Annotated in this window: 22 protein-coding genes and 1 tRNA gene; 14 read left to right on the top strand and 9 right to left on the bottom strand. The window is 68.5% G+C overall.

Features of this window, described 5'->3' with window-relative positions; translation table 11 throughout:
- Nucleotides 1–206: 206 nt before the first annotated feature.
- From BM150_RS07885 to murQ, 8 genes are all read left to right on the top strand, one after another.
- The gene (locus BM150_RS07885; protein WP_245755346.1) at nucleotides 207–1,028 is read left to right on the top strand and encodes an HAD-IB family hydrolase; all 822 of its coding nucleotides are present in this window, start codon (nucleotides 207–209) and stop codon (nucleotides 1,026–1,028) included.
- A 645-nt stretch (nucleotides 1,029–1,673) separates the two neighbouring features.
- Complete coding sequence (locus tag BM150_RS07880; protein ID WP_217641448.1) at nucleotides 1,674–3,512, top strand: glycoside hydrolase family 3 protein; 1,839 nt, start codon at nucleotides 1,674–1,676, stop codon at nucleotides 3,510–3,512.
- Between the two features lie 63 nt (nucleotides 3,513–3,575).
- A complete protein-coding gene (locus tag BM150_RS07875; RefSeq protein ID WP_092925730.1) occupies nucleotides 3,576–4,829 on the top strand; it encodes an exo-beta-N-acetylmuramidase NamZ family protein in 1,254 nt (417 codons plus the stop codon).
- 145 nt (nucleotides 4,830–4,974) lie between these two features.
- The gene (locus tag BM150_RS07870; protein ID WP_245755344.1) at nucleotides 4,975–6,756 is read left to right on the top strand and encodes a serine hydrolase domain-containing protein; all 1,782 of its coding nucleotides are present in this window, start codon (nucleotides 4,975–4,977) and stop codon (nucleotides 6,754–6,756) included.
- Between the two features lie 152 nt (nucleotides 6,757–6,908).
- The gene (locus tag BM150_RS07865) at nucleotides 6,909–7,301 is read left to right on the top strand and encodes a PPOX class F420-dependent oxidoreductase (protein ID WP_092925536.1); all 393 of its coding nucleotides are present in this window, start codon (nucleotides 6,909–6,911) and stop codon (nucleotides 7,299–7,301) included.
- Between the two features lie 84 nt (nucleotides 7,302–7,385).
- Complete coding sequence (locus BM150_RS23655) at nucleotides 7,386–7,538, top strand: nuclear transport factor 2 family protein (RefSeq protein ID WP_139219471.1); 153 nt, start codon at nucleotides 7,386–7,388, stop codon at nucleotides 7,536–7,538.
- Between the two features lie 116 nt (nucleotides 7,539–7,654).
- Entirely contained in the window at nucleotides 7,655–8,584 is a 930-nt protein-coding gene (locus tag BM150_RS07860) for a MurR/RpiR family transcriptional regulator (protein ID WP_092925534.1), read from the top strand.
- Nucleotides 8,581–9,543 (top strand): N-acetylmuramic acid 6-phosphate etherase, encoded by a 963-nt coding sequence (murQ, locus tag BM150_RS07855; protein WP_092925532.1) that lies wholly within the window; start codon nucleotides 8,581–8,583, stop codon nucleotides 9,541–9,543. Before BM150_RS07860 ends, murQ begins: the two co-directional genes overlap by 4 nt.
- A gap of 105 nt (nucleotides 9,544–9,648) precedes the next feature.
- Here the strand turns inward: murQ and BM150_RS07850 are convergent, their stop codons facing one another.
- The 4 genes from BM150_RS07850 to BM150_RS07835 form a co-directional block, all read right to left on the bottom strand.
- Nucleotides 9,649–10,200, bottom strand: a complete 552-nt coding sequence (locus BM150_RS07850; protein ID WP_092925530.1) for a cysteine dioxygenase family protein — start codon at nucleotides 10,198–10,200, stop codon at nucleotides 9,649–9,651.
- Nucleotides 10,201–10,375: 175 nt separating this feature from the next.
- On the bottom strand, nucleotides 10,376–11,299 hold the full coding sequence (locus BM150_RS07845; RefSeq protein WP_092925528.1) for a LysR family transcriptional regulator: 924 nt from the start codon (nucleotides 11,297–11,299) through the stop codon (nucleotides 10,376–10,378).
- A 66-nt stretch (nucleotides 11,300–11,365) separates the two neighbouring features.
- Nucleotides 11,366–12,052 (bottom strand): Abi family protein, encoded by a 687-nt coding sequence (locus tag BM150_RS07840; RefSeq protein WP_245755343.1) that lies wholly within the window; start codon nucleotides 12,050–12,052, stop codon nucleotides 11,366–11,368.
- Nucleotides 12,053–12,253: 201 nt separating this feature from the next.
- On the bottom strand, nucleotides 12,254–14,098 hold the full coding sequence (locus tag BM150_RS07835; protein WP_092925526.1) for a prolyl oligopeptidase family serine peptidase: 1,845 nt from the start codon (nucleotides 14,096–14,098) through the stop codon (nucleotides 12,254–12,256).
- A 287-nt stretch (nucleotides 14,099–14,385) separates the two neighbouring features.
- Between BM150_RS07835 and BM150_RS07830 the strand changes: the two genes are divergently transcribed.
- Nucleotides 14,386–15,402, top strand: coding sequence for a glycoside hydrolase family 25 protein (locus tag BM150_RS07830; protein ID WP_092925524.1), 1,017 nt, complete (start codon nucleotides 14,386–14,388; stop codon nucleotides 15,400–15,402).
- Between the two features lie 167 nt (nucleotides 15,403–15,569).
- On the opposite strand, the gene BM150_RS07825 is transcribed toward BM150_RS07830, so the two are convergent.
- Nucleotides 15,570–15,643: transfer RNA gene (locus BM150_RS07825), tRNA-Pro, on the bottom strand.
- An 85-nt stretch (nucleotides 15,644–15,728) separates the two neighbouring features.
- The gene (locus BM150_RS07820) at nucleotides 15,729–16,691 is read right to left on the bottom strand and encodes a metallophosphoesterase (RefSeq protein ID WP_092925522.1); all 963 of its coding nucleotides are present in this window, start codon (nucleotides 16,689–16,691) and stop codon (nucleotides 15,729–15,731) included.
- 407 nt (nucleotides 16,692–17,098) lie between these two features.
- Here BM150_RS07820 and BM150_RS07815 point away from each other — a divergent pair, with 407 nt between their 5' ends.
- Entirely contained in the window at nucleotides 17,099–17,569 is a 471-nt protein-coding gene (locus BM150_RS07815) for a GatB/YqeY domain-containing protein (protein ID WP_092925520.1), read from the top strand.
- Between the two features lie 118 nt (nucleotides 17,570–17,687).
- On the opposite strand, the gene BM150_RS07810 is transcribed toward BM150_RS07815, so the two are convergent.
- Nucleotides 17,688–20,141, bottom strand: a complete 2,454-nt coding sequence (locus tag BM150_RS07810) for a penicillin-binding protein (protein WP_092925518.1) — start codon at nucleotides 20,139–20,141, stop codon at nucleotides 17,688–17,690.
- 242 nt (nucleotides 20,142–20,383) lie between these two features.
- On the opposite strand from BM150_RS07810, the gene BM150_RS07805 reads away from it, so the two are divergent.
- On the top strand, nucleotides 20,384–20,686 hold the full coding sequence (locus BM150_RS07805) for a WhiB family transcriptional regulator (RefSeq protein WP_092925516.1): 303 nt from the start codon (nucleotides 20,384–20,386) through the stop codon (nucleotides 20,684–20,686).
- 315 nt (nucleotides 20,687–21,001) lie between these two features.
- On the opposite strand, the gene bagB is transcribed toward BM150_RS07805, so the two are convergent.
- Both bagB and bagA read right to left on the bottom strand, forming a co-directional pair.
- Nucleotides 21,002–22,138, bottom strand: a complete 1,137-nt coding sequence (gene bagB / locus BM150_RS07800; protein WP_092925514.1) for an ATPase BagB — start codon at nucleotides 22,136–22,138, stop codon at nucleotides 21,002–21,004.
- Nucleotides 22,135–23,139 (bottom strand): ATPase BagA, encoded by a 1,005-nt coding sequence (bagA, locus tag BM150_RS07795; protein ID WP_092925512.1) that lies wholly within the window; start codon nucleotides 23,137–23,139, stop codon nucleotides 22,135–22,137. Before bagA ends, bagB begins: the two co-directional genes overlap by 4 nt.
- Nucleotides 23,140–23,338: 199 nt before the next feature.
- On the opposite strand from bagA, the gene sp36 reads away from it, so the two are divergent.
- From sp36 to BM150_RS07780, 3 genes are all read left to right on the top strand, one after another.
- On the top strand, nucleotides 23,339–23,494 hold the full coding sequence (gene sp36 / locus BM150_RS07790) for a Sp36 family protein (protein ID WP_092628230.1): 156 nt from the start codon (nucleotides 23,339–23,341) through the stop codon (nucleotides 23,492–23,494).
- A 110-nt stretch (nucleotides 23,495–23,604) separates the two neighbouring features.
- Entirely contained in the window at nucleotides 23,605–24,072 is a 468-nt protein-coding gene (locus tag BM150_RS07785; protein WP_092925724.1) for a RidA family protein, read from the top strand.
- Between the two features lie 284 nt (nucleotides 24,073–24,356).
- Entirely contained in the window at nucleotides 24,357–24,989 is a 633-nt protein-coding gene (locus BM150_RS07780; protein ID WP_342752540.1) for a hypothetical protein, read from the top strand.
- Nucleotides 24,990–25,056: the final 67 nt, after the last annotated feature.

Genomic DNA, 25,056 nt, shown 5'->3' with positions numbered 1-25,056 from the left:
GAAAACCTGCGTTTGGATTAATCGAACCGTTCACATGCAACTGCATCTGCACGTTGCGTACTCAAAACCAGCATTATTTTCATTCGAAAGAGTTAGCTGACACGGTTCGCTCGCGCAGCGGCACAAGCGTGACCGGTCGGAGCGGCCCGGGTCCTGCTCGAACCGACTGGAACGCTTCCGGCCGGAACGGCTCTTATGCTGGCGGTGTGACCCAGCATGCTGCCGAGAACCGCGAAGCACGCGGGGCGGCGTTCTTCGATCTGGACAGGACGATCATCGCCCGATCGAGCACGCTCGCGTTCAGCAAACCGTTCTTCCGGGAAGGGCTGATCAACCGCCGAGCAGTGCTGAAGAGCACCTACGCCCAGTTCATGTTCATGCTCGCGGGCGCGGACAGCGACCAGATGGAACGAATGCGGCAGCACCTGGCCTCGCTGTGCGCCGGTTGGGACGTAGAGCAGGTCGACGCGATCGTCGACGAGACGCTGCACGACATCGTGGATCCGCTGGTCTACCGGGAAGCCAACCAACTCATCTCCGAGCACCGCGCCGAGGGCGACGACGTGGTGGTGCTCTCGGCATCCGGCGAGGAGGTGGTGGCCCCCGTGGCCCGGCTGCTCGGTGTCACGAACTGGGCCAGCAGCCGGATGCGGATCGAGGACGGGCGCTACACGGGCGAGCTGGAGTTCTACTGCACCGGCACGGAGAAGGCACGCGCGGCGGCCGAGATGGCCGAGCGGGAGGGCTACCCGCTGTCGGAGTGCCACGCCTACTCCGACTCGATCACCGATCTGCCGCTGTTGGAGCTGGTGGGCCACCCGACCGTGGTCAACCCGGACCGCGGCCTCCGCAAGGAGGCGGCGCAGCGCGGCTGGCCCGCTCTGGTGTTCGAACACCCGGTATCGCTGCGGGCACGGTTCCCAACCCCGTCCGCGACCACCGTGACCACGGCCGCCGTCGCGCTGGGGGCCGTCGCCGCCGGAGTGGCCTACGGGCTGTGGTGGCGGCGACGGCGCGCGAACCGGTGAAGCCGGTGGGCGGCCCCCTCCCTCGTGAAGTCGTCCCCGTGGGCCGAAGCGCCCGCTGTGACCACGGGGGAAGCGCCCCGGACCCCGTGACGAGTCCCGTTCACCGCCCGCCCGTCACGAGCCCGTGAGACGATCTCGCTCCGGGACTTGCGAGAGCTCGTCGCGCGGTCTACAAAGGAAGTACGGAACCCTGGTTGGCCAGGGACGTTGCGGAGGAGAAGCAACGTCTCCCCGACGGGGCTCCGGGCGCGATGGCGGGAACCCACGCGCAGCCGCTGAATAAAGGCACAGTCGTTCTCAGGGTTGCGTACCGGGACGCCGGGCGCCGAGCCCGCAGGATACGACAGCTAGAACACGCTTGGTAACCCGCAGGTTCGCGCCGGGAGAGTGGCGCTCGTCAGTCACTGGCGGGCGCCACCATCATGTCCAGGGACGCCCCCTGCCGCGGTGGAACCACTCACACGAAAAGTCACCGGCGCGGCGCGTAGCGTTGACCGCCTCACACACGGTGGGTAACTTACACAGCCGATCGGGTATCCGGTGGGACACTCACGGTTCTCCCATGCGTTCGGTTCTCCGCCGCGTTCCAGAACCCACGACGGCCGCCACCGGCGAATCCAAGTTCCGTGGAACGGGAGCTCCCTCGTGGCAGCGACATTCGGCAGGCGGCAGCTCGGCACTGTCGCGCTGGGGACGGCGACGCTGGGCACCTTGGCCGCCGCCGACGGCAAGGACGGACAGCGCCGCCGGGGCACGTCCGATGCGGCAGGAGCCGACCGGCCACCGCTCACGGGGGTAACCGACTGGGCCCGCCGTACGGTGCGGAACATGTCGCTACCGCAGAAGGTGGGGCAGCTCTTCGTGACGGTGGTGTACGGGGCCACGGTCGACACCGACCATCCCACCAACCGCACGGAGTACGGGGTGGGATCTCCCGCCGAGGTGGTGCGGCGATTCCGGCTCGGCGGCGTCATCCACTTCTCCTGGACCGACAGTCTGCGGGATCCACGGCAGATCGCCGAACTCTCGAACGGGTTGCAGCGTGCCGCGCTGGGCTCGGGAGCCGGAATTCCACTGACCATCGCCACCGATCAGGAGCAGGGCGCCGTCACCCGGATAGGCGAACCCGCGACGGTACTGCCAGGCAGCATGGCGCTGGGCGCGACCCGGAAGACGGGTGCGGCGGGCCGTGCGGCACGCATAACCGGTCGAGAGCTGCGCGCCATGGGCATCACCCAGAACTTCGCGCCGGTCGGCGATGTCAACGTCAACCCGGAGAACCCGGTCATCGGGGTACGTTCCTTCGCCTCCTCGCCGGAACTGGCCGCGGAACTGACCCGCTCCCAGATACGGGGCTACCAGCGCGCGGGAGCGGCGCGAAACACGGTCTCGGCCACCGTCAAGCACTTCCCCGGTCACGGCGACACCAGTGTGGACAGCCACACCGACCTTCCCGTCATCGACCACAGCGAGCGGCAGTGGCGACGGCTGGACGCACCACCGTTCCGCGCCGCCATCGACGAGGGCACCGACGCGGTGATGACGGGACACCTGAAGTTCCCCGAACTCGACCCCTCCGGGGAGCCCGCGACTCTTTCGCGCCGGATTCTCACCGGTCTGCTGCGCGAGGAACTCGGTTTCCAGGGCGTGGTGGTCACCGACTCGCTGCGGATGGCGGGAGTGCACGAGCTGCACCCCGCCGAGGACGTTCCCGTGCTGGCGCTGGAGGCGGGAGCCGATCAGCTGTTGATGCCGGGGGACCTGTCCACGGCGATCGGGGCGGTGACCGATGCCGTGCGTTCGGGCAGGTTGTCCGAACGAGACATAGACCGCAGCGTACTGCGGATCCTGAGCATGAAGGACCGACGCGGGACGATCTCGGCTCCCCTGGTGGACACCGCGGCGGTGGATCGGACGGTCGGCACTGCCCGGCACCGGCGGCAGGCGCTGCGGATCACCGACGAGACCGTGACGGCGCTGCGCGACGACCCCGGCCTGCTGCCGCTGCGGACGGCGGCGGGAAGCGTGCTCGTCACTGGGTGGGGCGAGACGGCCACCGCCGAGCTGGCCGCCGAGGTCCGGCGGCAGCACCGGATGACGGAAACGCTGCACACCGGCGACTCGCCGGACGACCGGCTGATCGGCGAGGCGGTCGACCGCGCCGAACGGCACGACGTGACGATCGTGCTGACCAACGGTGCCTGGCGCGACTCCGGCGGCGCGCAGCGCGAGCTGCTCCGCTCGTTGAGCCGTGCGGGTGCCTCCGTGATCGCCGTGGCTGTGCGCGATCCCTACGACGCGGCCTGCGTCGACGACATCGGCACCTGGCTGGCCACCTACTCCTACCGAGAAGTGTCGATGCGATCCCTGACAAGAGTGCTGTTCGGTGTGGTGTCTCCCTCGGGCGAGTTGCCGGTTCCGGTCCCCGAGCCGGACCGCCCCGACACACCGCGTTATCCGTTCGGCCACGGAATCACCTGGTGAGGTGACGAATTGGGTGAACTGGACCGCAGGAGGTTCCTGCTCTCCTCCGCCGTGACCGCTCCGATGCTCGGACTCACCGGAGCCTCGGCCGCCAGTGCCGAGCAGGGCTCCGAAGCGGACTCCGGGGGAGGAGGCGCGCACGAACCGGTCCGGACCGGGGCTGACGAGCTCGCCGCCGCGGGATGGGACCGCCTCCGCGGCGCCGGGCTCGGCGTGATCGCCAATCCCACCTCCGTTGTCACCCGGCCGCGCGCGGGGCTGCCGCACATCGTCGACGAGATGCACGCCGCCGAGGGCGTCGAGGTGACGGCCGTTTTCGGCCCGGAGCACGGTTTCCGGGGCACCGCTCAGGCGGGCGGTTCGGAGGGCGACTACACCGATCCCCGGACCGGGATACCGGTGTACGACACCTACGGGGCGGACACGACGAAGCTGGCCGGGATGCTGCGGCAGGCCGGGATCGACCGGCTGGTGTTCGACATCGCCGACGTCGGAACCCGCTTCTACACCTACATCTGGACGATGTACACCGCGATGCGGGCGGCAGTGCGGGTCGGGGTGCCGCTGACCGTGCTGGACCGGCCGAACCCGCTGGGCGGTCACGCGGCGGGCCCGGTGCTCGATCCCGAGTTCGCCTCCGGGGTGGGGGAACTGCCGATCGCGCAGCAACACGGCATGACCGTCGGCGAGCTGGCACGCATGTTCGACGCCGAGTTCCTGCCCGAGCGGGAGAACGAGCGGCTACCCGAGCTGGACGTGGTCGAGATGTCCGGCTGGTCCAGGAAGCACTCGTTCGCCGGAACCGGGTTGCCCTGGATATCGCCGAGTCCGAACATGCCCACGCCGGACACCGCCCGCGTCTATCCCGGAACCGGCATGTTCGAGGGCACGGTGTTCTCGGAAGGCAGGGGAACCACCAGGCCGTTCGAGATCGTCGGGGCACCCGGCGTGGACTGGCGCTGGGCGGAACGGCTCAACTCGGAAGGCACGGCAGGGGCCTACTTCCGGGAGACCCACTTCGTGCCGACCTTCTCCAAGCACCGGGAAAAGACCTGTGGCGGGGTACGGCTCTACCGCACCGGAGACGCGGAGTTCGACGCGATCGGCACGGCGGTGCGGATGCTCGTGCGGGCCCGAGGGCTTTACCCGGAGGTGTTCGGGTGGCGATCGGACCACTGGATCGACGACCTCACCGGCTCCGCCCGCCTGCGCGAGATGATCGACGCGGGAGCGGAGGCGGCCGACGTCATCGGGGCCTGGGAGGAGGAACTGGCCGATTTCCGGCGGCGACGCCGCCCCTACCTGCTGTACCGCTGAACCGGCACGACCGGGGCTCGGACAGCGCCCCGGGGGGCCGGACAAAGAACCGGAGCCGGGCAGGGAACCGGGTGCCGAGCAGGGAACCGGGTACCGAGCAGGGCACGACACACCCCGCCGACCGAACACCACGGGAGCCGAGCCGATGAAGTTCCAGCGCCGTGAGGTGAGGATGCGCAACCCGCTGCTGGTGACGGCACTGCTGTCGATGCTGACCGTGACGACCTGCGCTTCCGCTCCCGCCCCCGGAGTGCGGTCGAGCGGCCGGTTCGACCTGCCGCACGAGGGGTTCTCCGCCGCGGACACGCGACTACGCGAGGCCACACCTCGTCGGGCCGGATTGGCGCCCGCACCGATCCGGGAGGCGACCGCGCGACTGGCCGACTGGAGCGAATCCACTCCGGAGCGGGAGAAACCGATGTACGCGGGCGCGGTGAGCCTGCTGGCCCACGACGGCATGGTGGTCAGTCACGAGGCGATGGGCCACGAACTGCGCTACGCCGACGGCGCGGGCACCGAGCTTCCCCCGGGACAGCAGGAGAGAACCGCCCCGGACACGATCTTCGATCTCGCCTCGATGACCAAGCTGTTCACCGCCGTAGCGGTGTTGCAGCAGGTCGAGGCGGGGCGCGTCGAGCTGACCGAACCGGTCGCCCGGTACCTGCCCGAGTTCGGCAACCACGGCAAGTCGGGGATCACGGTGCGCCAGCTGCTGACCCACACCTCCGGACTGCAATCGGTGGTGAAATTGTGGGAGCTGCCGAAGCGGCAGCGGATTCCGCACGTGATGAACCTCGAACCGGTCGCCGAGCCGGGCAGCACCTACGACTACTCCGATCCGAACATGATCGTGCTCGGTGAACTGCTCGAACGGGTGACCGGACGTCGGTTGGACAGCGTGGTCTCCCGGGGAATCACCGAACCACTGGGCATGACCGACACGGGCTACCTGCCGCCGCGCTCGAAGCTGCACCGGATCGCGGCCACGGAATTCCAGAGCGATCCGCCGCGCGGCATGGTGCGTGGTCGGGTGCACGACGAGAACGCCTGGTCGCTGGGAGGAATAGCGGGACACGCGGGAATCTTCGGCACGGCGGAGGACCTGGCCGTGCTCGGGCAGGCGATCCTCAACGGCGGAAGCTACGGCGGCGAGCGCATCCTGCGCGAGCGCAGCGTGGAGCTGCTGCTGACCGACTACAACACCGAGTTCCCGGAGCACTCGCACGGACTCGGCTTCGAGCTGGAACAGCGCTGGTACATGGCTGGGCTGACCGGCCCCCGCAGTGCGGGGCACACGGGGTACACGGGGACATCGATGGTGCTCGATCCGCGGTCGCGTTCCATGGCGATCCTGCTGACCAACCGCGTCCACCCATCGCGGGAGTGGGGTTCGAACAACCCCGCACGGGTGGCGCTGGCACAGGGCCTGGCCCGCTCCATGGCCGTGGAGCCACGGCACGGCCCGACCGCCTGGTTCACCGGTGGCGGCACCTCGAGGGGGGAAGCCACGCTGACCACCGACCCCGTGGCCACCGACGGCCCACTGCGGGTGTCGTTCGGGGCGTTCGTGGACACCCAGCGGGACACCGACGGTACCGACCGGTTGCTGGTGGAGTACAGCGACGACGGCGGGACCTCCTGGAACCCGGTGCGGCTGCACACCAGAGGACCGGGCTCCCCGAGGCACCCCGTGACCGAACTGGCCGGTTCCGGCCACCGTGCCTGGTGGCGGGTGCGCGGTACCGTTCCGCAGGGGCGTTCCGGGCGAACACTGGTGCGTTGGCGCTTCGTGCCGGACGAACGGTACGTGGGCAGAGGGGTCTATCTGGACGGCATCAGGCTCTCGGCCGGGGGCCGGACGGTGCTCGACGGCGAGGCCGAGGCGAGCAGGCTGCGCGGCGCGGGCTTCCTGGTGGCACAACGCTGAGTCCCGGGCCGTCCCGTCGGGGAAGCTCTCGGGAAACCGTCCGAGTCCTTCGAACGGGTCGAACACGGAGCTTTTCCACACGGGCACCCGGCGTCATTTCGCGATAGCGTCGCCGATGTCGACCGTGTTCACCCGGCAGGAGGGAAGACGCCTTGTCCGTGATTCCGGAGGATCTCGAGGACATCCTGAACAAGCGCTCGTTCGCGCACATCGCCACGATCGGACCGAAAGGAGAGCCGCAGTCCAGTCCGGTGTGGATCGACTGGGACGGGCAGTACCTCAAGTTCAGCCAGACCACCACGCGCCAGAAGTACCGGAATCTGCAACGGGAGCCGCGGCTGGCGATCTCCGCGCTCGATCCGGAACAGCCCTACCGCTACATCGAGGTCCGCGGCCGGGTCGCCCGGGTGGAGGACGACCCGGACCGGGCGTTCATCAACCGGATGGCCAAGAAGTACATGGACGCCGACGAGTACCCCTACGACCAACCGGGCGACCACCGGGTGATCGTCTACGTGGAGCCGCAGCACACCACGCGGATGTGAAAGCTGGTCGAATGTGAGCGCGGAGCGGCCGCGAGCTGTGAAAACGGCTCGATCGGCGGCGGCGGAACCACCTACGATCCGCGCATGGTGGTTCTCGGAACGGACTTCGACAGGGTCGTCGCACACGAACTGGAACTGCTCGATCCCCGCGTGCGCGACGACCCGGAAGCCGTTCGGAGGCTGCTGTGCGCGGACTTCACCGAGTTCGGTTCCTCCGCTCCCCGCTACTTCCGGTAACCATCCCGAAAAGGCGGCGGAAACCGGCGCCGGTGGCATATTCTGGTGGTGGTGGAAGCGGTTCACGGCCACCACTCCGTTTGACCGAGCAACAGTGATGTTAGTAACTTTCCCACATGGCCACTCCCGACGAATCCGGCATCGAATCCGGTGAGCACAGCCCGCTCGTCCGGATTCGTTCACTGCTGCCCGGCCTGGCGCGCGCCGAGCAGCGGGTGGCCCGCATAGTGCTGGCCGACCCCTCCTCGATCGCGCACCGCAGCATCACCGACGTCGCCGAGGCCGCCGAGACGAGCGAGACCACCGTCACCCGGTTCTGCAAGGCCGTGGGAGTGAGCGGTTACCCCGAGCTCCGCATCGCGCTCGCCGCCGACACGGCGCGCACGACCAGCAGGGATCGCGATCTGGGCAGCGAGATCTCCGAAACGGACGACATCGGCCAGATCGTCGACAAGATCGGTTACGCGGACGCACGCGCCGTGGAGGAGACGACGGACCAGCTCGACGTCACCGCGCTGCGTTCACTGGTCGACGCGGTGGCACGGGCACGCCGGATCGACGTCTACGGAGTCGGGGCCAGCGGGTTCGTGGCGCTGGACCTGCAACAGAAGCTGCACCGGATCGGTTTTACCTGCTTCGCCTGGCCGGACACGCACAACGCGCTGACCTCGGCGGCCATCCTGGAGCCCGGCGACGTGGCCATCGGGGTGTCCCACACCGGCGCCACCACCGAAACCGTGGAGGTGCTGCGCGAGGCGGGCACCCAAGGTGCCACCACGGCCGCGATCACGAACTTCGAACGTTCCCCGGTAACCGAGATCGCCGACCTCGTACTGACCACGGCCGCCCGCGAAACCACCTACCGCTCCGGAGCCATGGCCAGCAGGATCGCCCAGCTGACCGTGATCGACTGCCTGTTCGTGGGAGTGGCGCAGCGCCACATCGACGACGCCAAGACGGCGCTGCAGGCGACTTCCGAGGCCGTCGGCAACCACCGACTGCGAGTGCGTCCCGACAAGCGCAGACACCGGGAGGACAGCCGGTGAGTCGAAGCGGTGCGCCCCGGAACTCCCGAACGGAGTGGTCCGCCGAGCACGGGAACCTCCCCACGTCGGCGGAGTCGCCGACCGAACGGAGCAATCCGCGCACCACGGACATCGACCTGCTCAACACGCTCGACCTGCTGCAACGGCTCAACACCGAGGACCGCTCGGTGCCGGAAGCCGTCGGGAGGGCACTGCCCGAATTGGCGCACGCCGTGGATCTCGCGGTGAAGGCGCTGGAATCGAACGGCAGGGTGCACTACGTCGGTGCCGGGACCTCCGGGAGGCTGGCCGTGCTGGACGCCGCCGAACTCGTCCCGACGTTCAACCTGCCGGAGGACTGGTTCGTGGCCCACCTCGCCGGGGGCGAACCCGCGCTGCGCGAGTCGGTGGAGAACGCCGAGGACGACACCGCCGCCGGGGCGAGCGCGATCGAGCGGAACGCCACCGCGGACGATTTCGTGCTCGGCCTGGCCGCCTCGGGGAACACGCCCTACGTGCTGGGCGCGCTGGAAGCGGCGCGGACTCTCGGCGCCGGGACCGGACTGGTCTCGTCCAACCCGCACGGCCGCGCCACCGGAGCGGTGGACACGGCGATCACCGTGGACACCGGAGCGGAACCGATCACCGGTTCCACCAGGATGAAGGCGGGAACGGCCCAGAAGCTGGTGCTGACCTCGTTCTCCACCGCGGTGATGATCCGACTGGGGCGCACCTACTCCAACCTGATGGTCAGCATGGTGGCCACCAACGCCAAGTTGCGAACCCGCACCGTGCGGATCCTGCGCGAGGCCACGGGAGCCTCACCGGAAACCTGCGAACTGGCGCTGCACCGGGCGGGAGGGGAGCTCAAGACCGCCCTGGTGCATCTGCTGGGTGAGGTGGACGTCGAAAGCGCCTCGGACGCGCTGCGCGAGGCCGAAGGGCACGTCCGGGAGGCGCTGCGCACGTTGCGCGCCTGAGCGGACCATCGGGACCGCACGCGGACCCGGCCGCTCTCGCCGCTCACACCACGGCGGGAGGTTCCGCCGAGCGAGCATCCCGACGACCCGAGCGGAGAACTTCGATCACTCGTGCACCGGGAGATCGTAGACCCGCCGCACGCTGGTGCCGAGCTCTCCGATGTCGGCGCCGTAGACGTGCAGCGAGATCGCCGTTCCGGTACCACAGTTGCGGACGCGGTGAATATCCCCGGGAGGAGCGAATCCGCAGGTCTCCCCCGCGTGATTGGTGACCAGCTCCCCGGGAACCAGGTACGGCCCGCGATCGGATTCGCACAACCGGTAGTGCTGTTCGCTCTCGGCGCCCTGGTAAACGCCGGTGACGCACCAAGCGACGTGATCGTGCACCGGGGTCTGCTGCCCGGGCAGCCAGACGAGCGCCACCACGGAGAAGCTCGCGTCCGGTTCCACGTGCAGCACGTGCTGCAGATAGCGCTCCGGGTCGCCGCGTCGTTGCTCTTCGGTGAGCAGCCCGGGAACGTCTAGGAACGGCCGCAGTGCTTCCTTGACCAGGTCGGCGGTGTGGGCCTGGTCGACTCCGGCGCGCACGCGGTCACGGATCACGTCAGTCAGCTCGGTCAGCCGAGGGCTCGACCGCTCGCTCCGCATGGTGGTCATGTCGAAACCATGCACAGCGGAACGGTCCCCGGTCGACCACCGAATTCTTTGGCGGGTACTAACCGGGCTTATAGCCGCACGGAACGGGCACCGCGGCGGGACGGAACTATGATCGGAACCACTGCCGTGAGGCCCGCGGAACCGGCGAGCGCGGGCGCGAACACGAGCGCACCGCTCAGCCGTCGGCGGCCGTCTCAGCACCGATCCTGCCGAACGTCTCCAGCAACAGCGCGGTGGCCGGTATCCGATGCTGCTCCCACAAGGCGTAGGCCGTCACCCGGCGGGGGCGCAGCCCTTCCACAGGTACGCCGACCACATCTGGGTGCCGCAGGAAGGAGAGCACCAGCGAGGGCATCAACGCGATCCCCACACCCGCGGCCACCAGCCCCTGCACCGCCAGGTTGTCGTCCGTCGTGAAGGCGATGTCCGGCTCGAACCCCGCGCTCCCGCAGGAGCGCAGGAAGTGGTCCCGGCATCTCGGACAACCCGCGATCCAGCGTTGTCCGGCCAGTTCCCCCAGCTCGACCGAGTCGCGACCGGCCAGCGGGTGAGCCACCTGCAGCACGGCCACCATCGGGTCGTCCAGCACGTCGGTCCCGGTGATGTCGTCTCCCGTGATGTCGTCTCCGGGGGACTCCTCGGTTTCGGGATAGCTGAAGGCCAGCGCGACGTCGCACTCACCCCGACGCAGCGCTTCCAGCGAGTCGGGGGGCTCGGCCTCGCTGAGCTGGATGCGCAGCTCCGGGTGGCTTTCCGTGATCCGCGCGACCGCACTGGGCACCAGTGTGGCGCTGGCGCTGGGGAAGGCGCACAGCCGGATGCTGCCACGACGCAGCTCGCGAACCGCGGTGATCTTGTTGGCCGCCGCCGTGAGGTCCTCGACCACCGAATCGGCGTGCCCGGCCAGGATCCGGCCCGCTTCGGTGAGTTCCAGTCCCCCACCCGCGCGCAGGAACAGCGGAGTCCGCAGCGCTCGCTCCAGGGCACGCATCTGCTGGCTCACGGCCGGTTGGCTGTAGCCGAGGCTGCGCGCCGCCGCCGTGTAGGAACCGGTACGCACCACCTCGTGAAACACGCCGATGTAGCGGGGATCGACCATTACCGCAGCATACGAGCCGCTCAGCACCGGGCGCACCACCGTGTGACCGGCTCGCACCGCGCACGTCTACGGGTAAGGACGTTCGATCGGGCAGGTGACCAGCACCGCTGACACACGGCACTCCTCGGCTACCCAGTCGGGAAGATCACCTCGAACGAAACCGAGCAGAGCCATGATGTCATCGTGGCGCTCTTTCAGCGGTTGGTTCCAAATACGTTCGTGATGAGCCAACCTGTTCCGGAACTCGTGCAGCCGGGTTACCGGCTGTTCGACGACCGTTCGGGCCCGAGTGGGTGCCACTGGAAAACCGCGAGCGAGATCGGGCCACAGGGTGGTCGCATAACGCCTCGCGAGCAGAAAACGCCAGAATCCGAAGGAAAGCTCGCTCAGAATCTGGCCATCACTGGCGGTCTTTCCCTTGCGGTTGACGCGTTGACGGGCCTCCGTGATCTCTCGGCGAGCTCGATGGTCGAGTTCCCGGCTCGGATCGTCCAACCAGGAACCGGCTCGCCCGGCAGCCGCGTGACGAACCGCGAGACGTTTCGCCAAGACGTTGCGCAGCACTATCTCCAGATGACTCAGGGTCTCCCAGAATGCGCCGCTGATCCGAGTGTTCCAGCGGTACAGCTCCAACGCGACGACCGGGTCACCACCGCAGGCATCCAGATAACCCCGCATCCGGGGCACTCCGAACAGCGAGAACAGGGTGTCGTTCCCGGTTTCGCCGGAGTCCTGATTGTCGACGGAACGCACGGCGCGTATCGTAGTAGCCGAAGATTCCGGGACGGTCCCTGGTAGTCACTTTCCGTGACAGGCCATACCGCTGGGATTGTGGCTTGACGAGGTGCCGCCCCTGCGGGGCGGCACCTTTTTCTTCCCGGAGCGGGGTCCGGCAAGCACGAGCCGCTCAGCACCGGACGCACCACCGTGTGACCGGCTCGCACCGGCAGCCACTCAGTGGCTCCCCACTGTCCGCCTGGCGAAGTGGATCTCGGTGGCCACCTGCTTGAGGGTCTCGGCGATGACCAGTGAACCGTGCCCGGCGTCGTAGCGGTAGAACTCGAACGGCACCTCCCGCTCCCCCAGCCGGTCGAGGTAGTTCAGCACCTGCTGGATCGGGCACCGTGGATCGTTGTCACCCGCGAGGACCAGTACCGGAGCCCGCACCCGATCGACGTGGGTGATGGGGGAGCACTCCCGGTAGACCTCCGGGATCTCCTCGGGCGAACCTCCGAACAGCGCTCTGTCGTAGGCACGCAGCGGCTCCATCTCGTCGGCGAAGGCCGAGACGTAGTCGGCCACGGGCACACCGGCCACTCCACTGGCCCAGCGGTCCGGCTGGGTTCCCAGCGCGAGCAGCGTGAGATAACCGCCCCAGGAGGCACCGGCGACCACGCTGAGCTCCGGGGTGGTCAGCCCGTTGTCGATCGCCCAGTCCTGCACCAGGGCCACGTCCTCCAGCTCGGTGAGGCCGGGGCGCCCCTCGATCGCGTCGCGCCAGGCCGAGCCGTAACCGGTGGAGCCCCGGTAGTTCACCTCCACCACCGCGAACCCTGCTTCCAGCCAGGCGGCGCGGTAGGAGGAGAACCGGTCCTCGTCGGCCGCGTGCGGCCCACCGTGCAGGCTGAACACCGTGGGGAGCGGCCCGCTGTCCGCGCCTTCCGGACGGGCGAGCAGCGCGTGCACCGTGTCGTTGGGACCGTGGGGAACCGGCACGAACACGTCCTCGACCGGCTGCGACTCGGGGGGCCGAATCCCACCGGGGGTCAGCAGCACGCTGTCCTCGCCGCTCGACGAGAGCACCCGCACCCGACCGGGTACGGCGGCCGAGGACCAGGTGTACTCCACGGCGCTGTCCGGCCGCACGGAGGCCGCCCCCACGGTGCCCTTCGAGGTGGGCAGCTGAACGAGCGTGCCGCTCGCGATCTCGTAGCGGTACAGCGTCGTGCGCGCCTGATGCGTGTGCGCGATCAGCAGTGCCGAGCCGTCCGGGTACCAGTCGGCCGCGACCTCACCGGGCAGGCCGAGGTCGAGTTCGGTCTCGGTGTCAGTGGCGACGTCCCAGATGAGCAGTTCCTCACGACCGTACCGCTCGTGCGAGACGAGCAGCCTGGTGTCGCCGGAGACCGGTGCGAAGTCCAGCGCGCCCAGCCCCAGACCGGAGCCGTCCCACTTCTCGGCGAACTTCGTCCCGTCGGCACTGCGCAGCACGCGCAGCGCGGGGTGCCTGCTGTCGCCGTGCTCGGAATGGGACAGCACCAGCAGGCTCTCGTCCCAGGACATCCCCGTCAGGCCGCCGTCCTGCTCGTGCTGGTAGATCACCGTGGGAGCCGCACCGTCGCGGGAGATCCAGACGGTTACCCCGTCGTCGGTGGACATCCCGACCGCGAGCACGCTCGACCCCAGCTCCAACCCGGCCGGATACCCCGCGTGAGTTCCGGGCAGCGCCTCGACGGCTGCCGCGTCGTGCTTGTCGAACGGCTCGCTGCGCCAGACGCCGAACTCGTCGCCGTCGGTGTCGTCGAACCACCAGATGCGCTCGCCGTCGGCGGCGAGCGTGCCGTGGAACGTGCCGTTCGGCCGGTCGGTGACCTGCCGGTGGGAGTCGTCGGCGCGGTCCCAGGCGTAGAGTTCCCAGGTCCCGCTCACGTTCGACACGTACAGGCTCCGTTCCGGAGCGTCACGTGCCCAGTCCGGCATCGAGACACGGGGGGCGCTGAAACGCGCACGCCAGCGTTCCTCCTTGTCCGCGTCGTCGAACAGGGTCGCTGGGATCTCGGCGCTGGGATACGTGCTCACGACACCGATACTGCCCGATCGGGCAACCTCACCGGCAACGGGGATGCCGGGTCCCACGAGTGGGGAGGCCCCACCGCCGGACGTATCCCACGACCAGGTGAGGGATACAAGCCGGTCGAAGGATTGTCACTTCGCCGACGAGTCAGGATGATCGAGACGTTTCGCACTGCCGGAACTCATCGAGAAGAACTCACCGGAAAACCCGGGTGCCCGGAGTCCCACGAGGAGTCCCGGGAACGACGGGTCCCGAGCACGCACAACCTCCCGCGAGCTCATGTGGAGCAGTAATGATCTACGGAATCGACGTTTCGCACTATCAGGGCTCGTTCGACATGCACCGGGCTCGGGCCGAGGATTTCGAGTTCGTGTTCATCAAGGCCACGGAGGGCACCGGATTCGTCGACGCCAGGTTCAAGGCCAATCTGGCGTCCGCACGTGCGGCCGGGCTGCTGGTGGCCGCCTACCACTACCAGCGGGAGGACTACTCGGCGACGGCGCAGGCCGACCACGTCGCCCGGGTGGTGCCCCCCGAAGTACCGGTGATCCTGGACGTGGAGGAGGGCGGCGGTGGAACCCGACTGACCGGCGAGCTGCTGGGCGAGCTGCGTGCCCGCGGCTTCGGAACCCCGTTGCTCTACCTGCCCGAGTGGTACTGGCAGCGACTGGGAAGGCCGGACCTGTCCGGATTCCCACCACTGTGGAAATCCCGCTACCCGGACAACAACGGCGGTTACGCCAGTGAGATCTACCAACGAGTACCCGAACACTTCTGGAGCGACTACGGCAACAACCGGGTGGCCGTGCTGCAGTTCACCAGCTCCGCCACCGTCGCGGGCCAGCGCCCCGTCGACGCCAACGCCTACCGGGGGACCCGCCAACAGCTGGAAGCACTGCTCGATCCACGGGGAGAAGACATGCGTGACGACGAACGAAACGCCCTTTTCAGCATTCTGGAACAACTCACCGGCAGCCGCGTCCCCGGCCAGTACCCCGGTTGGAAGTCCCAGGTGAACAACGAGGTGAGCCTGACCACCCTCGATTTCATCAGGGCCATCGACAAGCACACCTTCCGGCTGCACCAGCGGTACGCCAAGAACGCCGCCACGACACAGCAGGACGGCAACGGGAACGAAGCGGAGGTAGAGACGGCCGAGCGGATGCTCCGGACGATGATCTCCGAGGCGGTCACGGCTTCACTGGGAGCCGACGATCCGCGACACGAGGACGTGGTCAACGCCGTTACGGCGCGGCTGAGCGCGTCGGTGCCGTATCAGCAGGTCGAAGCGACCCGGAGTGACAACTGAGGGTTCGCGCTCGAGTGGCGGAACCGCTCCCCTGCGGAACCTCCGGGGCGCCGCACCACGGGCGCCCCGACATCGGGTAGATCCAGAACTCGGCTGGACACACGCCCGGGTAAACGAACGAAAATCCGGCTGCCGACTCCGGAAGAGTCGACAGCCGGATCCCTTTGTCGGGGTGGCGGGATTTGAACCCACGACCTCCTCGACCCGAACGAGGCGCGCTCCCAAACTGCGCTACACCCCGATACCCCACCGAAACCATCGAATCGGTGGTTACCACTGGCTGCGCCGACAACGCAGTGGATCACCGCGCGACGGCACGACAAAGTCTATCCCACGCCCGTGCCGGATTCGACAGGGGTCCCCGTAATGGAGTGAGCGGGGTACTCCTCGGACCGCTGCGAACGCGGTACCAGCGTCAACAGCGTCGCCTCCGGTGGGCAGGCGAACCGCACGGGGGCGTAGGGCGAGGTTCCGAGCCCGGCCGAGACGTGCAGCCGCATGTGCTCACCCCACTCGGAGGGCCCCTTGGCGCGCCCCCGGTCCAACTCGCAGTTGGTCACGATCGCGCCGAAGCCCGGGACGCAGAGCTGCCCGCCGTGGGTGTGCCCCGCGAGCACCAGGTCATAGCCGTCACCGTCGAAGGCGTCCAGCACCCTGGGTTCCGGCGAGTGGGTGACACCCAGACTCAGCCCAACCTCGGCGGGCGGTTTCCCCTCGATCTCCGAGTAGCGGTCCCGCTTGAGATGCGGATCGTCCAGCCCGGCGGTGTGAATGGTGACCCCACCCACCGTCAACTGTCGCCGCCGATGTGTCAGATCCAGCCAGCCGCGTTCTGTCATGGCAGCACGCAGATCCCGCCACGGCAGCGGCCTCCCCCTGATGCGCTTCTTCTTGCCGGAGGGCAGCAGATACCGCGCCGGGTTCTTGGGTTTCGGGGCGTAGTAGTCGTTGCTGCCGAACACGAACATTCCCGGGCGGTCCAACAACGGCCCCAGCGCACGCAACACCGCCGGGACGGCCTGCGGATGCGCCAGATTGTCGCCGGTGTTGACGACCAGGTCGGGTTCGAGCTCGTCGAGCGCGGCGACCCAGCGCTGTTTGGAGGTCTGGTTCGGGGTCATGTGCAGGTCCGAGATGTGCAGCACCCGAAGCCGCGGACTCGACTCCCCGAGTACCGGCAGTGTGGCCTTGCGCAGTGTCCAGTGCGTGCGCTCGATTCCCGCCGCGTAACCGAGCGCCGAGGCCCCGAGAGCACCGGTGGCGAGCAGAGTACGACCGAAGGTGTTCACAGCGCCCAGCCTACGAGAACGCCCAGATCCGAGCCGCGTGGCGGTCGCGTGTTCCCGGATCACCCCCTCGGTGCTCCGTTTCGCGGGGGCGTCGATCTCTCGCGAAATTGACACCCCGGTGCGGCGGCGTGCCCCGAGCTCCGTCGATTTCTCGCGAAATTGACGCGCCGCTGGCTCCGACGAGTGCCGAGCTCCCACCGCGCCCGCGGGCCGCACTCCGACCACCCTCGCAGCCGGCACCGCCGCGGGTTCTCGAGTGCGGCTCTCGCGAGGAAGGCCCGACGTTGTGTAGGTCGCCTACCCGATGTCGGGCCTCCCGGAGCGAGAGCCGTGCGAGAGGTTCCGCTACAGCACCAACTACGAAAACCGAGCGGCCCCGCACTCCATCTCTCCGGGATAATCGGGGCATGTCCGAGTTGAAGGAACGCCTGCGGGCCGACATGACCGCGGCGATGAAGGAACGGGAAACCACCCGCACCGGGGTGCTCCGGATGGCGCTGTCCGCGATCGGCGCCGAGGAGGTTTCCGGGCAACAGGCACGCGAGCTCTCCGACGAGGAGGTTCAGGGGGTTCTTTCCAAGGAGGTCAAGAAGCGGGACGAATCCGCCGCGGCTTTCGAGTCGGCGGGACGCGCCGAACAGGCGGCGGCGGAGCGCACCGAGGGCGACATCCTGCGGGAGTACCTGCCCGCCCAGCTCGACGACGAGGAACTCACCCGATTGGCGAAGGAGGCGGTGAGCGAGGTCGCGGCCGAACTCGGCGAGACTCCGGGCCCGAAGCAGATGGGTCAGGTCATGAAGATCGCGAACGCCAAGGCCGCGGGGCAGGCCGAAGGGGGCAGGGTCGCGGCAGCGGTGAAGGCCGAGCTCAACGGCTGACCCTCACCCCACCGAAGCTTTCCCCGTTCGCCCCGCACGGAGCGCTCGTCCTGCACGAAGCGCTCGGGTGGCGGAACCATCCGAGCGCCCATACGAGGCCCCTAACGGAGGTCTCCGGTCACCCGCCGGAGTCCTCCTGCGGCTGTGGCGACGGCTGGCCGCCCCCGCCGTTTCCGGAACCACCGCCGGAACCGTTGCCGCCGCGCTCACCGCCGCCGGCACCCCCGCCTTCCCCGGGGTTCTCCCCCTGGGAAGGCGGCTGCGCGGCGACGGTGCGGGGCGGCGGAATGTAGCCGCTGCTGACCGAGAGCAGCACCGAGGTGCCGCTCTGGGCTATACCGCGCGGCGACTGGCTGATCACCGTTCCCTCGGATTCGCTACTGCTGACGGTGCGCCGTTCCACCTCGTAACCCGCTTCGCGCAGTTTCTTCGCGGCTTTGTCGGCGGACATGTCCACGACTTCGGGAACCTGCTTCCCGGAACCGCCGTGCCGGTAGCGGTCGGTGGTCGACGGCAGCTCCGCCACGGGCAGCCCCTCGTGCGCGGTCTTCATGGCACGCATCCAGGTCTTGGCGGGAACGGTTCCACCGTAGATGTTGCCGCTGCCGCAGACCGTGGGAGGACTCCCCAGGCAGATCCCCATACCGGGGGATTCGGGCCGGTCGATGTAGGTGAGTACGGCGCCCGCCAGCTGCGGGGTGGCACCGATGAAGGCCGCGGAGCCGAAGGTCTCGGTGGTACCGGTCTTGGCGGCGGTGGGCCGGTTCCACCCCGTGGCGCTGGCCGCACGCGTGGCGGTACCGGAAGTGGTGTCGTCGGACATTCCGACGGCCATCGCGTCCGCCAGCTCCCGGTCGACGGCCTGTTCACAGGGTTTCTCGGTGATCGAGACCTCGTTGCCGTTGCGGTCGCGGATGCTCTTGATCGGGGTCGGTGGGCACCAGACACCACCGCTGGTGATCGTCGCGGAGACGTTGGCCAGTTCCAGTGGACTGGTGGGGCTGAATCCCAGGGTGAACGCGCCGATCTTGCGCTGTTTGATCTCCTCGGCCTGGGTACGTTCGCGAGCTCGGTCGGCGACCATCGGCACGCCCGCCAGGTCGTGGTGGTTGAGCGTCCGACGCATCCCCAGCCGGGAGGCCATCTCCACGGTGTTGTCCAACCCGGCACGCTCCTCCAGGATCACGAACGCCGTGTTCGGCGAGGTCGCCAGCGCCTCCTGGATCGTCCGGGAACCTGCTCCGACTCCCTCGGCGTTGCCCACTACGTAGGGGTTGGTCCCGTTGCTGAACTCGACCGAGGTGTAGGAGCCGGGTGCCGGGACCACGTCCTTGATCCCCATCCCCGCCTCCAGTGCGGCCGCCGCGGTGAATGTCTTGTACACCGAACCCGCGCCGGGTGGTGCCATGGAGCTGGGCAGCGCGTATGCGCTCTCGCCCTGCTCCTTGTCGAAGCCGAAGTCGCGGTTGGCCACCAACGCGCGGACCCGGTGTTTGTTCTCGCCGGGCTCCACGACGGACATGACGTTGGCGATCTGGTCGCTGTCCTTGGGCACGCCCTGCTCGGCCGACTCCTTGGCCGCGGCCGTGATCCCCTGGTCCAACGTGGTCCGGATCGTGTAGCCGCCACGGCGCAGCTGCTCCATGGAGAAACCCGCGCGTTGCAGGTAGTTCTCCACGTACTTGCAGAAGAAACCGTTCTGCGCGCCGGCACCGACGCATCCGTTGGGCAGCTTGGCGAGCGGCTGTTCGATCCCCAGCGGGGTCTCCTTCGCCTCCCGGGCGGCCTGCTGGGTGATCCTGCCCTGCCGGGCCATCGCGTCGATGACCAGCCCGCGCCGGAACATCGCCTCCTTGGGCTGGGTCACCGGGTTCAGCGAGCCCGGGCGGTTGACCACCCCGGCCAACAGCGCGGCCTGCGCGATCGTCAGTTCGCCCGGGGTAGTTCCGAAGTAGGCGTGTGAGGCAGCGGCGATACCGTAGACGCGGTTGCCGTAGGGAACGACGTTGAGATAGCGGGTGAGTATCTCCTCCTTGCTCAACCGCTTCTCCAGCTGGAGGGCGACCCGGATCTCGCGCAGCTTGCGCGCCACGGTCTGCTCGGTCGCCTCGGCCTGTTTGACCGGATCTCCCGCCGCTGTGACGTGCACCAGGTAGTTCTTGACGTACTGCTGGGTGATCGTGGAGGCGCCCTGGGTGATCCTGCCCGCCACCTGGTTGCTGACGAAAGCACGTACCGTGCCCGGCCAGTCCACACCTTCGTGTTCGTAGTACCGCTGGTCCTCGATGGCCACCATCGCCGCTTTCATCGTGTCGGCGATCTCGTCGGACGTGGCCGGTGTCCGGTACTGCTCGTACAGATAGGCGATCGGATTGCCCTTCCGATCCGTCACCGTCGAGACCAGGGGTGGTTGTTCGGTGAGCAGTTTGGTGGAGATCCGGTTCACCGCGTCGCCGGCACGATTCGATATCACCCCGAGCGCTCCCGCCGCTGGGAACATCATGCCGGCGACCAGGACACCGGCCAGCACACACAGACCGAACAGCTTGAGCACGCCGTTACGTAGCCGCACGAGGTAAACGGTAAGCCGAGCCGCGCTACGCGACTCGCTGTCACGGTCAATAACCCCCGATGTGATGAGCGTGAAAGAAAATTCCCACGAAAGTCGGTTGGCTACGGAACCGAGATCTTCTAGTGTGCGTCCACGTCTAGCGACAGGTTTCGTAGCGTGCCGCGGGCACGTCACGACGGCCGGTGCCGGGGGCCCGGAGGTTGCATGGTCGCCGACGATCCAGTGAGGAGCTGGGGGCTTTGATGTTGGAACAGGGGGACTGGCGGGTGAACGCGGCATGCCGCGACAAGAACCCGGACCAGCTTTTCGTACGGGGTGCGGAGCAGCGCAAGGCACGCACCATCTGCTTCGGATGTCCCGTCCGTACCGAGTGCCTCGCGGAGGCGCTGGACAAACGAATCGAGTTCGGTGTCTGGGGTGGAATGACCGAACGGGAACGACGGGCGCTGCTGCGCAGACGCCCTGATGTGCGCAACTGGCGTGAGCTGCTCGAAGCCGCGCGGGAGGATTACACCCAGGACGTCGACGCCTACCAACTGGGGTGAGAGCGGAAAGCTGTCGGCCACACGGGTTGCGTAGCTTGTTGCGTGGCGGAACCTCCGGCACGGCTCTCGCTCCGGGGAGGTCCGACATCGGGTAGCGACCTACACAACGTCGGCCTTCCTCGCGAGAGCCGCACGCGAGAACCCGCGGTCGGTACTGCTGCGAGAGTGGTCGGAGCTCGGCCTGCGGTCGGGGCGAAAATTTCGCGAGAAATCGACGCCCACCCGGGCCGGACCGCTCCACGTACTCCGGGGTCCCTCGCCCCGCGGCGGCGTCGATTTCTCGCGAAATCGACGCCGCCGCGGGGCGGGACGACCTCACTCCCGGGCGAGTCGGCGGCCGATCTCGCGCAGCCCGTACTGGTCGTGCACCTCGTCCGCCAGTGCGGGAACGCTGCCGAGCTCGACTTCCGGATGCGCCCTGGTGAACCGGGCCAGCAGACGTTTCTCCCGCTCCGCGACCGCGACCCGGTCGGCGTGCAGCCGGAGAACCGAGGCCGCCAGCGGGGCGGAACCCGCTGTTTCGAGTTCCTCGGCGGCCGACAGCGCACGCGCGGCCGCCAGCTCGGCCAGTACCGGATGGGTGCGGTTGGCGACCATGCCCGCCAGCGGCATGTGCTCCGTGGACAGCCGCTCCACGAAGTAGGAGGCCTCCCGCAGCGCGTCCGCTTCCGGGGCGGCCACCACCAGGAACCGGGTACCGCTGGAGCGCAACAGCCGGTAGGTCCGGTCCGCCCGCTCGCGGAAGCCGCCGAACGTGGAATCGAACGCCTGCACGAAGGCGGCCGCGTCGGCGAGCAGCTGGCGTCCGACGATCGTGGAAACCGCCTTGGCGAACATCCCGAACCCGGCTCCGACGATTCTGCGTATCCCCTTGCCGCCCGCCTTGGCCGGGCTGGCCAGCATCCGGATGAGCCTGCCGTCCAGGATGGTGGACAGCCGCTGCGGAGCGTCGAGGAAGTCCAGCGCGGAGCGGCTCGGCGGGGTGTCCACCACGATCAGGTCCCAGGTGTCCTCGGCGACCAGCTGGCCGAGCTTCTCCATCGCCATGTACTCCTGCGTCCCGGAGAACGAGCTCGACACGGTCTGGTAGAAGGGGTTGTCCAGGATCTGGCGCGCGCGGTCACGACCGGCGTGCGCCAGGACCATGTCGTCGAACGTCCTGCGCATGTCGAGCATCATGGCGTGGAGCTCGCCTGACTCGCCCTGCTCCAGGTCGACCTTCCGGGGAGTGTTGTCCAGTTCGGCCAGCCCGAGCGCCTGCGCCAGTCTGCGCGCCGGGTCGATGGTCAGCACCACCGTCTTGCGGCCGCGCGCGGCCGCCCGGATCCCCAGGGCCGCCGCGGTGGTCGTCTTGCCGACTCCGCCGGAACCACAGCAGACGAGGACGCGGTTGTCCGGGTCGTCGAGCAACCGGTCGATGTCGAGCCGCTCCGGGCCGGGGGGTGTGTTCATCGGCTTCCTCCGACACCGCGCGCGACCAGCCCCTCCGCCAGTTCGTAGAGCGCCGCGACGTCGATCCCGTCGACGTAGTCGGGTAGTTCGACGAACGGCAGCGCGGTGTTGTCCAGTTGTTCCCGGGCCGAGAGTTCGGCACTGGCTCGGCCGGCGTGTTCGATGGTCTCGGCCACCAGACCGTCGAGCACCTCGGCGTCCCAGTCCAGCCCGGCCGAGCGCAGCCCGCCGCGGATCCTGGTCGCGTCGACCCTCCCTCCGGCGGCGGCCAGCACCGAGCGGGTGGCCAGCCGGGAGGGGCGCACGCGGTTCAACAGCACGGCCCCCGGGCGCAGTTCGGCCGCGTCGAGTTCCTCCACCGTTTCCATGGTTTCCCGCACCGGCAGCTGTTCCGGCAGGGTGACCAGGTGCACCACGGTGTCGGAGGAGTGCAGCAGGCCCGCCACCTCCTCGCTCTGCCCGTGGATGGGTCCCATCCTGGCCAGGTCGGCCATGGCACGCGTGACGTCGAGGAACCGGACGATCCGGCCGGTGGGTGGTGCGTCCACGACCACCGCGTCGTAGGTGTGCCGCCCGTTGGTGTCGGTTCGGCGCACGCACTCCTTGAGCTTTCCGGTGAACAGCACGTCACGCAGGCCGGGGGCGAGCGTGGTGGCGAACTCGATCGCCCCCATCCTGCGCAGCGTGCGCCCCGCGACGCCGAGGCTGTAGTACATGGCCAGGTACTCCAGCAGGGCGGCTTCCGCCTCGATGGCCAGGGCACGGACCTCGCCTCCGCCCGGAGCGGCGGCCAGCCTGCGTTCGGAGTGCTCCAGCGGCGGTGTGTCGAACAGCTGGGCCAGCCCCTGTCTGCCCTCGACCTCGGCGAGCAGCACCCGGCGCCCACCGGTCGCCAGCGCGAGGGCGAGCGAGGCGGCGGCTGTGGTCTTACCAGCACCGCCCTTACCGCTGACGAAGTGCAACCTCGCCTGGTCGAGTTCGCGGTCCCATTCAGAGCTCACAGGATCAGCCTAAGCTCATCCGGGGCTCGCTGTCCGCTCGTCCTGTCCGCTCGTCGGGGACGTGGGAAACCCACGCGGGAGGACGCACCGTCGAGCGCGCCCCGGCCCGACCGGCCCCGCTCCGGCCGAGCAACGGCTCGACCGGGTCGGTTGCCGATCCGAGGAACGATCTCCCGGAGCCGGCACTTAGGGTTGCGGCATGACCAAGTGGGAGTACTCGACAGTGCCGCTGCTCAGCCACGCGACCAAGCAGATCCTCGACCAGTGGGGCGATGACGGCTGGGAGCTGGTCGCCGTTCTGCCGGGACCTACCGGCGAGCAGATGGTCGCCTACATGAAGCGCCCGAAGGAGTAACGACGGATCGAGTGATTTCCCGGAGCCGTTCCCATCCGCGAGGATGGGAACGCCCGGTTCCGTAAGGCAGCGGGGCCGTTTCGCGAGTCCCGGAGAGATTGGTGTCCGCGATGGGCAACTGGACCGCCCGTTTGACCGAGCTCGGAGTGGAGCTTCCCGAGGTGGCGAAGCCCCTCGCCTCTTACGTCCCCGCGGTGCGAAGCGGGAACCACGTCCACACCGCGGGACAGCTACCCCTCGTGTCGGGAACGTTGTCGGCCACGGGGAAGGTGGGTGATGACGTCGATCCGGACACGGCACGACGGATGGCGCGTATCTGCACGCTGAACGCCCTGGCAGCGGTCAACAGCGTGGTCGAGCTGGACTCGTTGGCCGGAGTCGTCAAAGTGGTCGGTTTCGTCGCTTCGGCGGAGGGATTCACCGGCCAGCCCTCGGTGCTCAACGGCGCCTCGGAACTGCTCGGGGAGGTGTTCGGCGAATCCGGTGCGCACGCGCGCTCGGCGGTGGGGGTGGCCGAGCTCCCTATGGGCGCTCCGGTCGAAGTGGAGCTGATCGCCGAGATCGCGGGCGGACGCTGAGCCCGTGCCCCCGTCGTGGGAGGACGACTGTTCCCGGCCTCGTTCGCTCGACCGCTCACACGTCGTGCGGTCATCGCACCGCGCCTCGGCGACGAACCACAACACGCACTCACTCGTTCGAGTGAGTGCTGTTTATAGTGAGCCGTGAGTAACCGAGCAGTGAGCAACAAGGCCGGATGCGTGCTGCGGGTTGATCGCAGACATTTCCGCGGGAAAATCACCCATACGGATGAAAACGCCGATGACTGTCCGACGCAGCGTGCTGGGGCATCGCCCCGGAGGGGATGACTGACGTGGCCGACCGAGACACCAGCCTGTTGTGTCACGAGCTGTTGCTCCGACTCGCGGGCCGTATCCCGGACGAGTCACTGTGGCGCTACCGGGACTGGCTGGCCGGCGATGCCGGGGACGTGATGGCCGTTTCGCTGCCGAAACAGCTGGTCCGGGAGCGTATCGGTCTGACCGACGGCGACCACCGGCTGCTCTCCGAAGCCCTGCTGCCGATGGGGGCCGATCCGGCCGCGGTGGGCGCGATCCTTCCGGAGGAGGGCACGCCACGACGGCGTCACACGTTCACGGCGGCGGCTCCCGGCGACGACAAGGGCGACTCCACCGCGCTCGTGCTGGGAGCGACGCTGCGCGGGCGGCCCGACGTGGGCGAGGTCCGCGACAGCTGGCGTCGCGACACCACCGCGTCGAGCTCGGAGCCGGAGCAGCGCGTGATACTGGTCAACACCGGCGGAGACCCCGTGGAACTGGCCGGTGAGATCCAGCGAATCCTGCGCGCGCTCGGCAACCACACTCCCATGGTGGAGGTGCTTCCGGCGAACATCGATCCCCCCGAGTACCACGAACGCGCCCGAACGGCCTCGAATCTGATCTGCACCGGCAGTGGCGAACTCGTGGGCTCGAACTGAGCACCGGTGACCGGCACCGCGCACTTCGACGTCCGGTGACGAGTCCCGAGCAGACCCCGCTGCCCCG

The sequence above is a fragment of the Actinopolyspora alba genome (assembly GCF_900112765.1).
Lineage (GTDB): Bacteria > Actinomycetota > Actinomycetes > Mycobacteriales > Pseudonocardiaceae > Actinopolyspora > Actinopolyspora alba.
The sequence above is the reverse complement of the archived record's forward strand: the minus strand, read 5'-3'. Positions and strand labels throughout refer to the sequence as shown.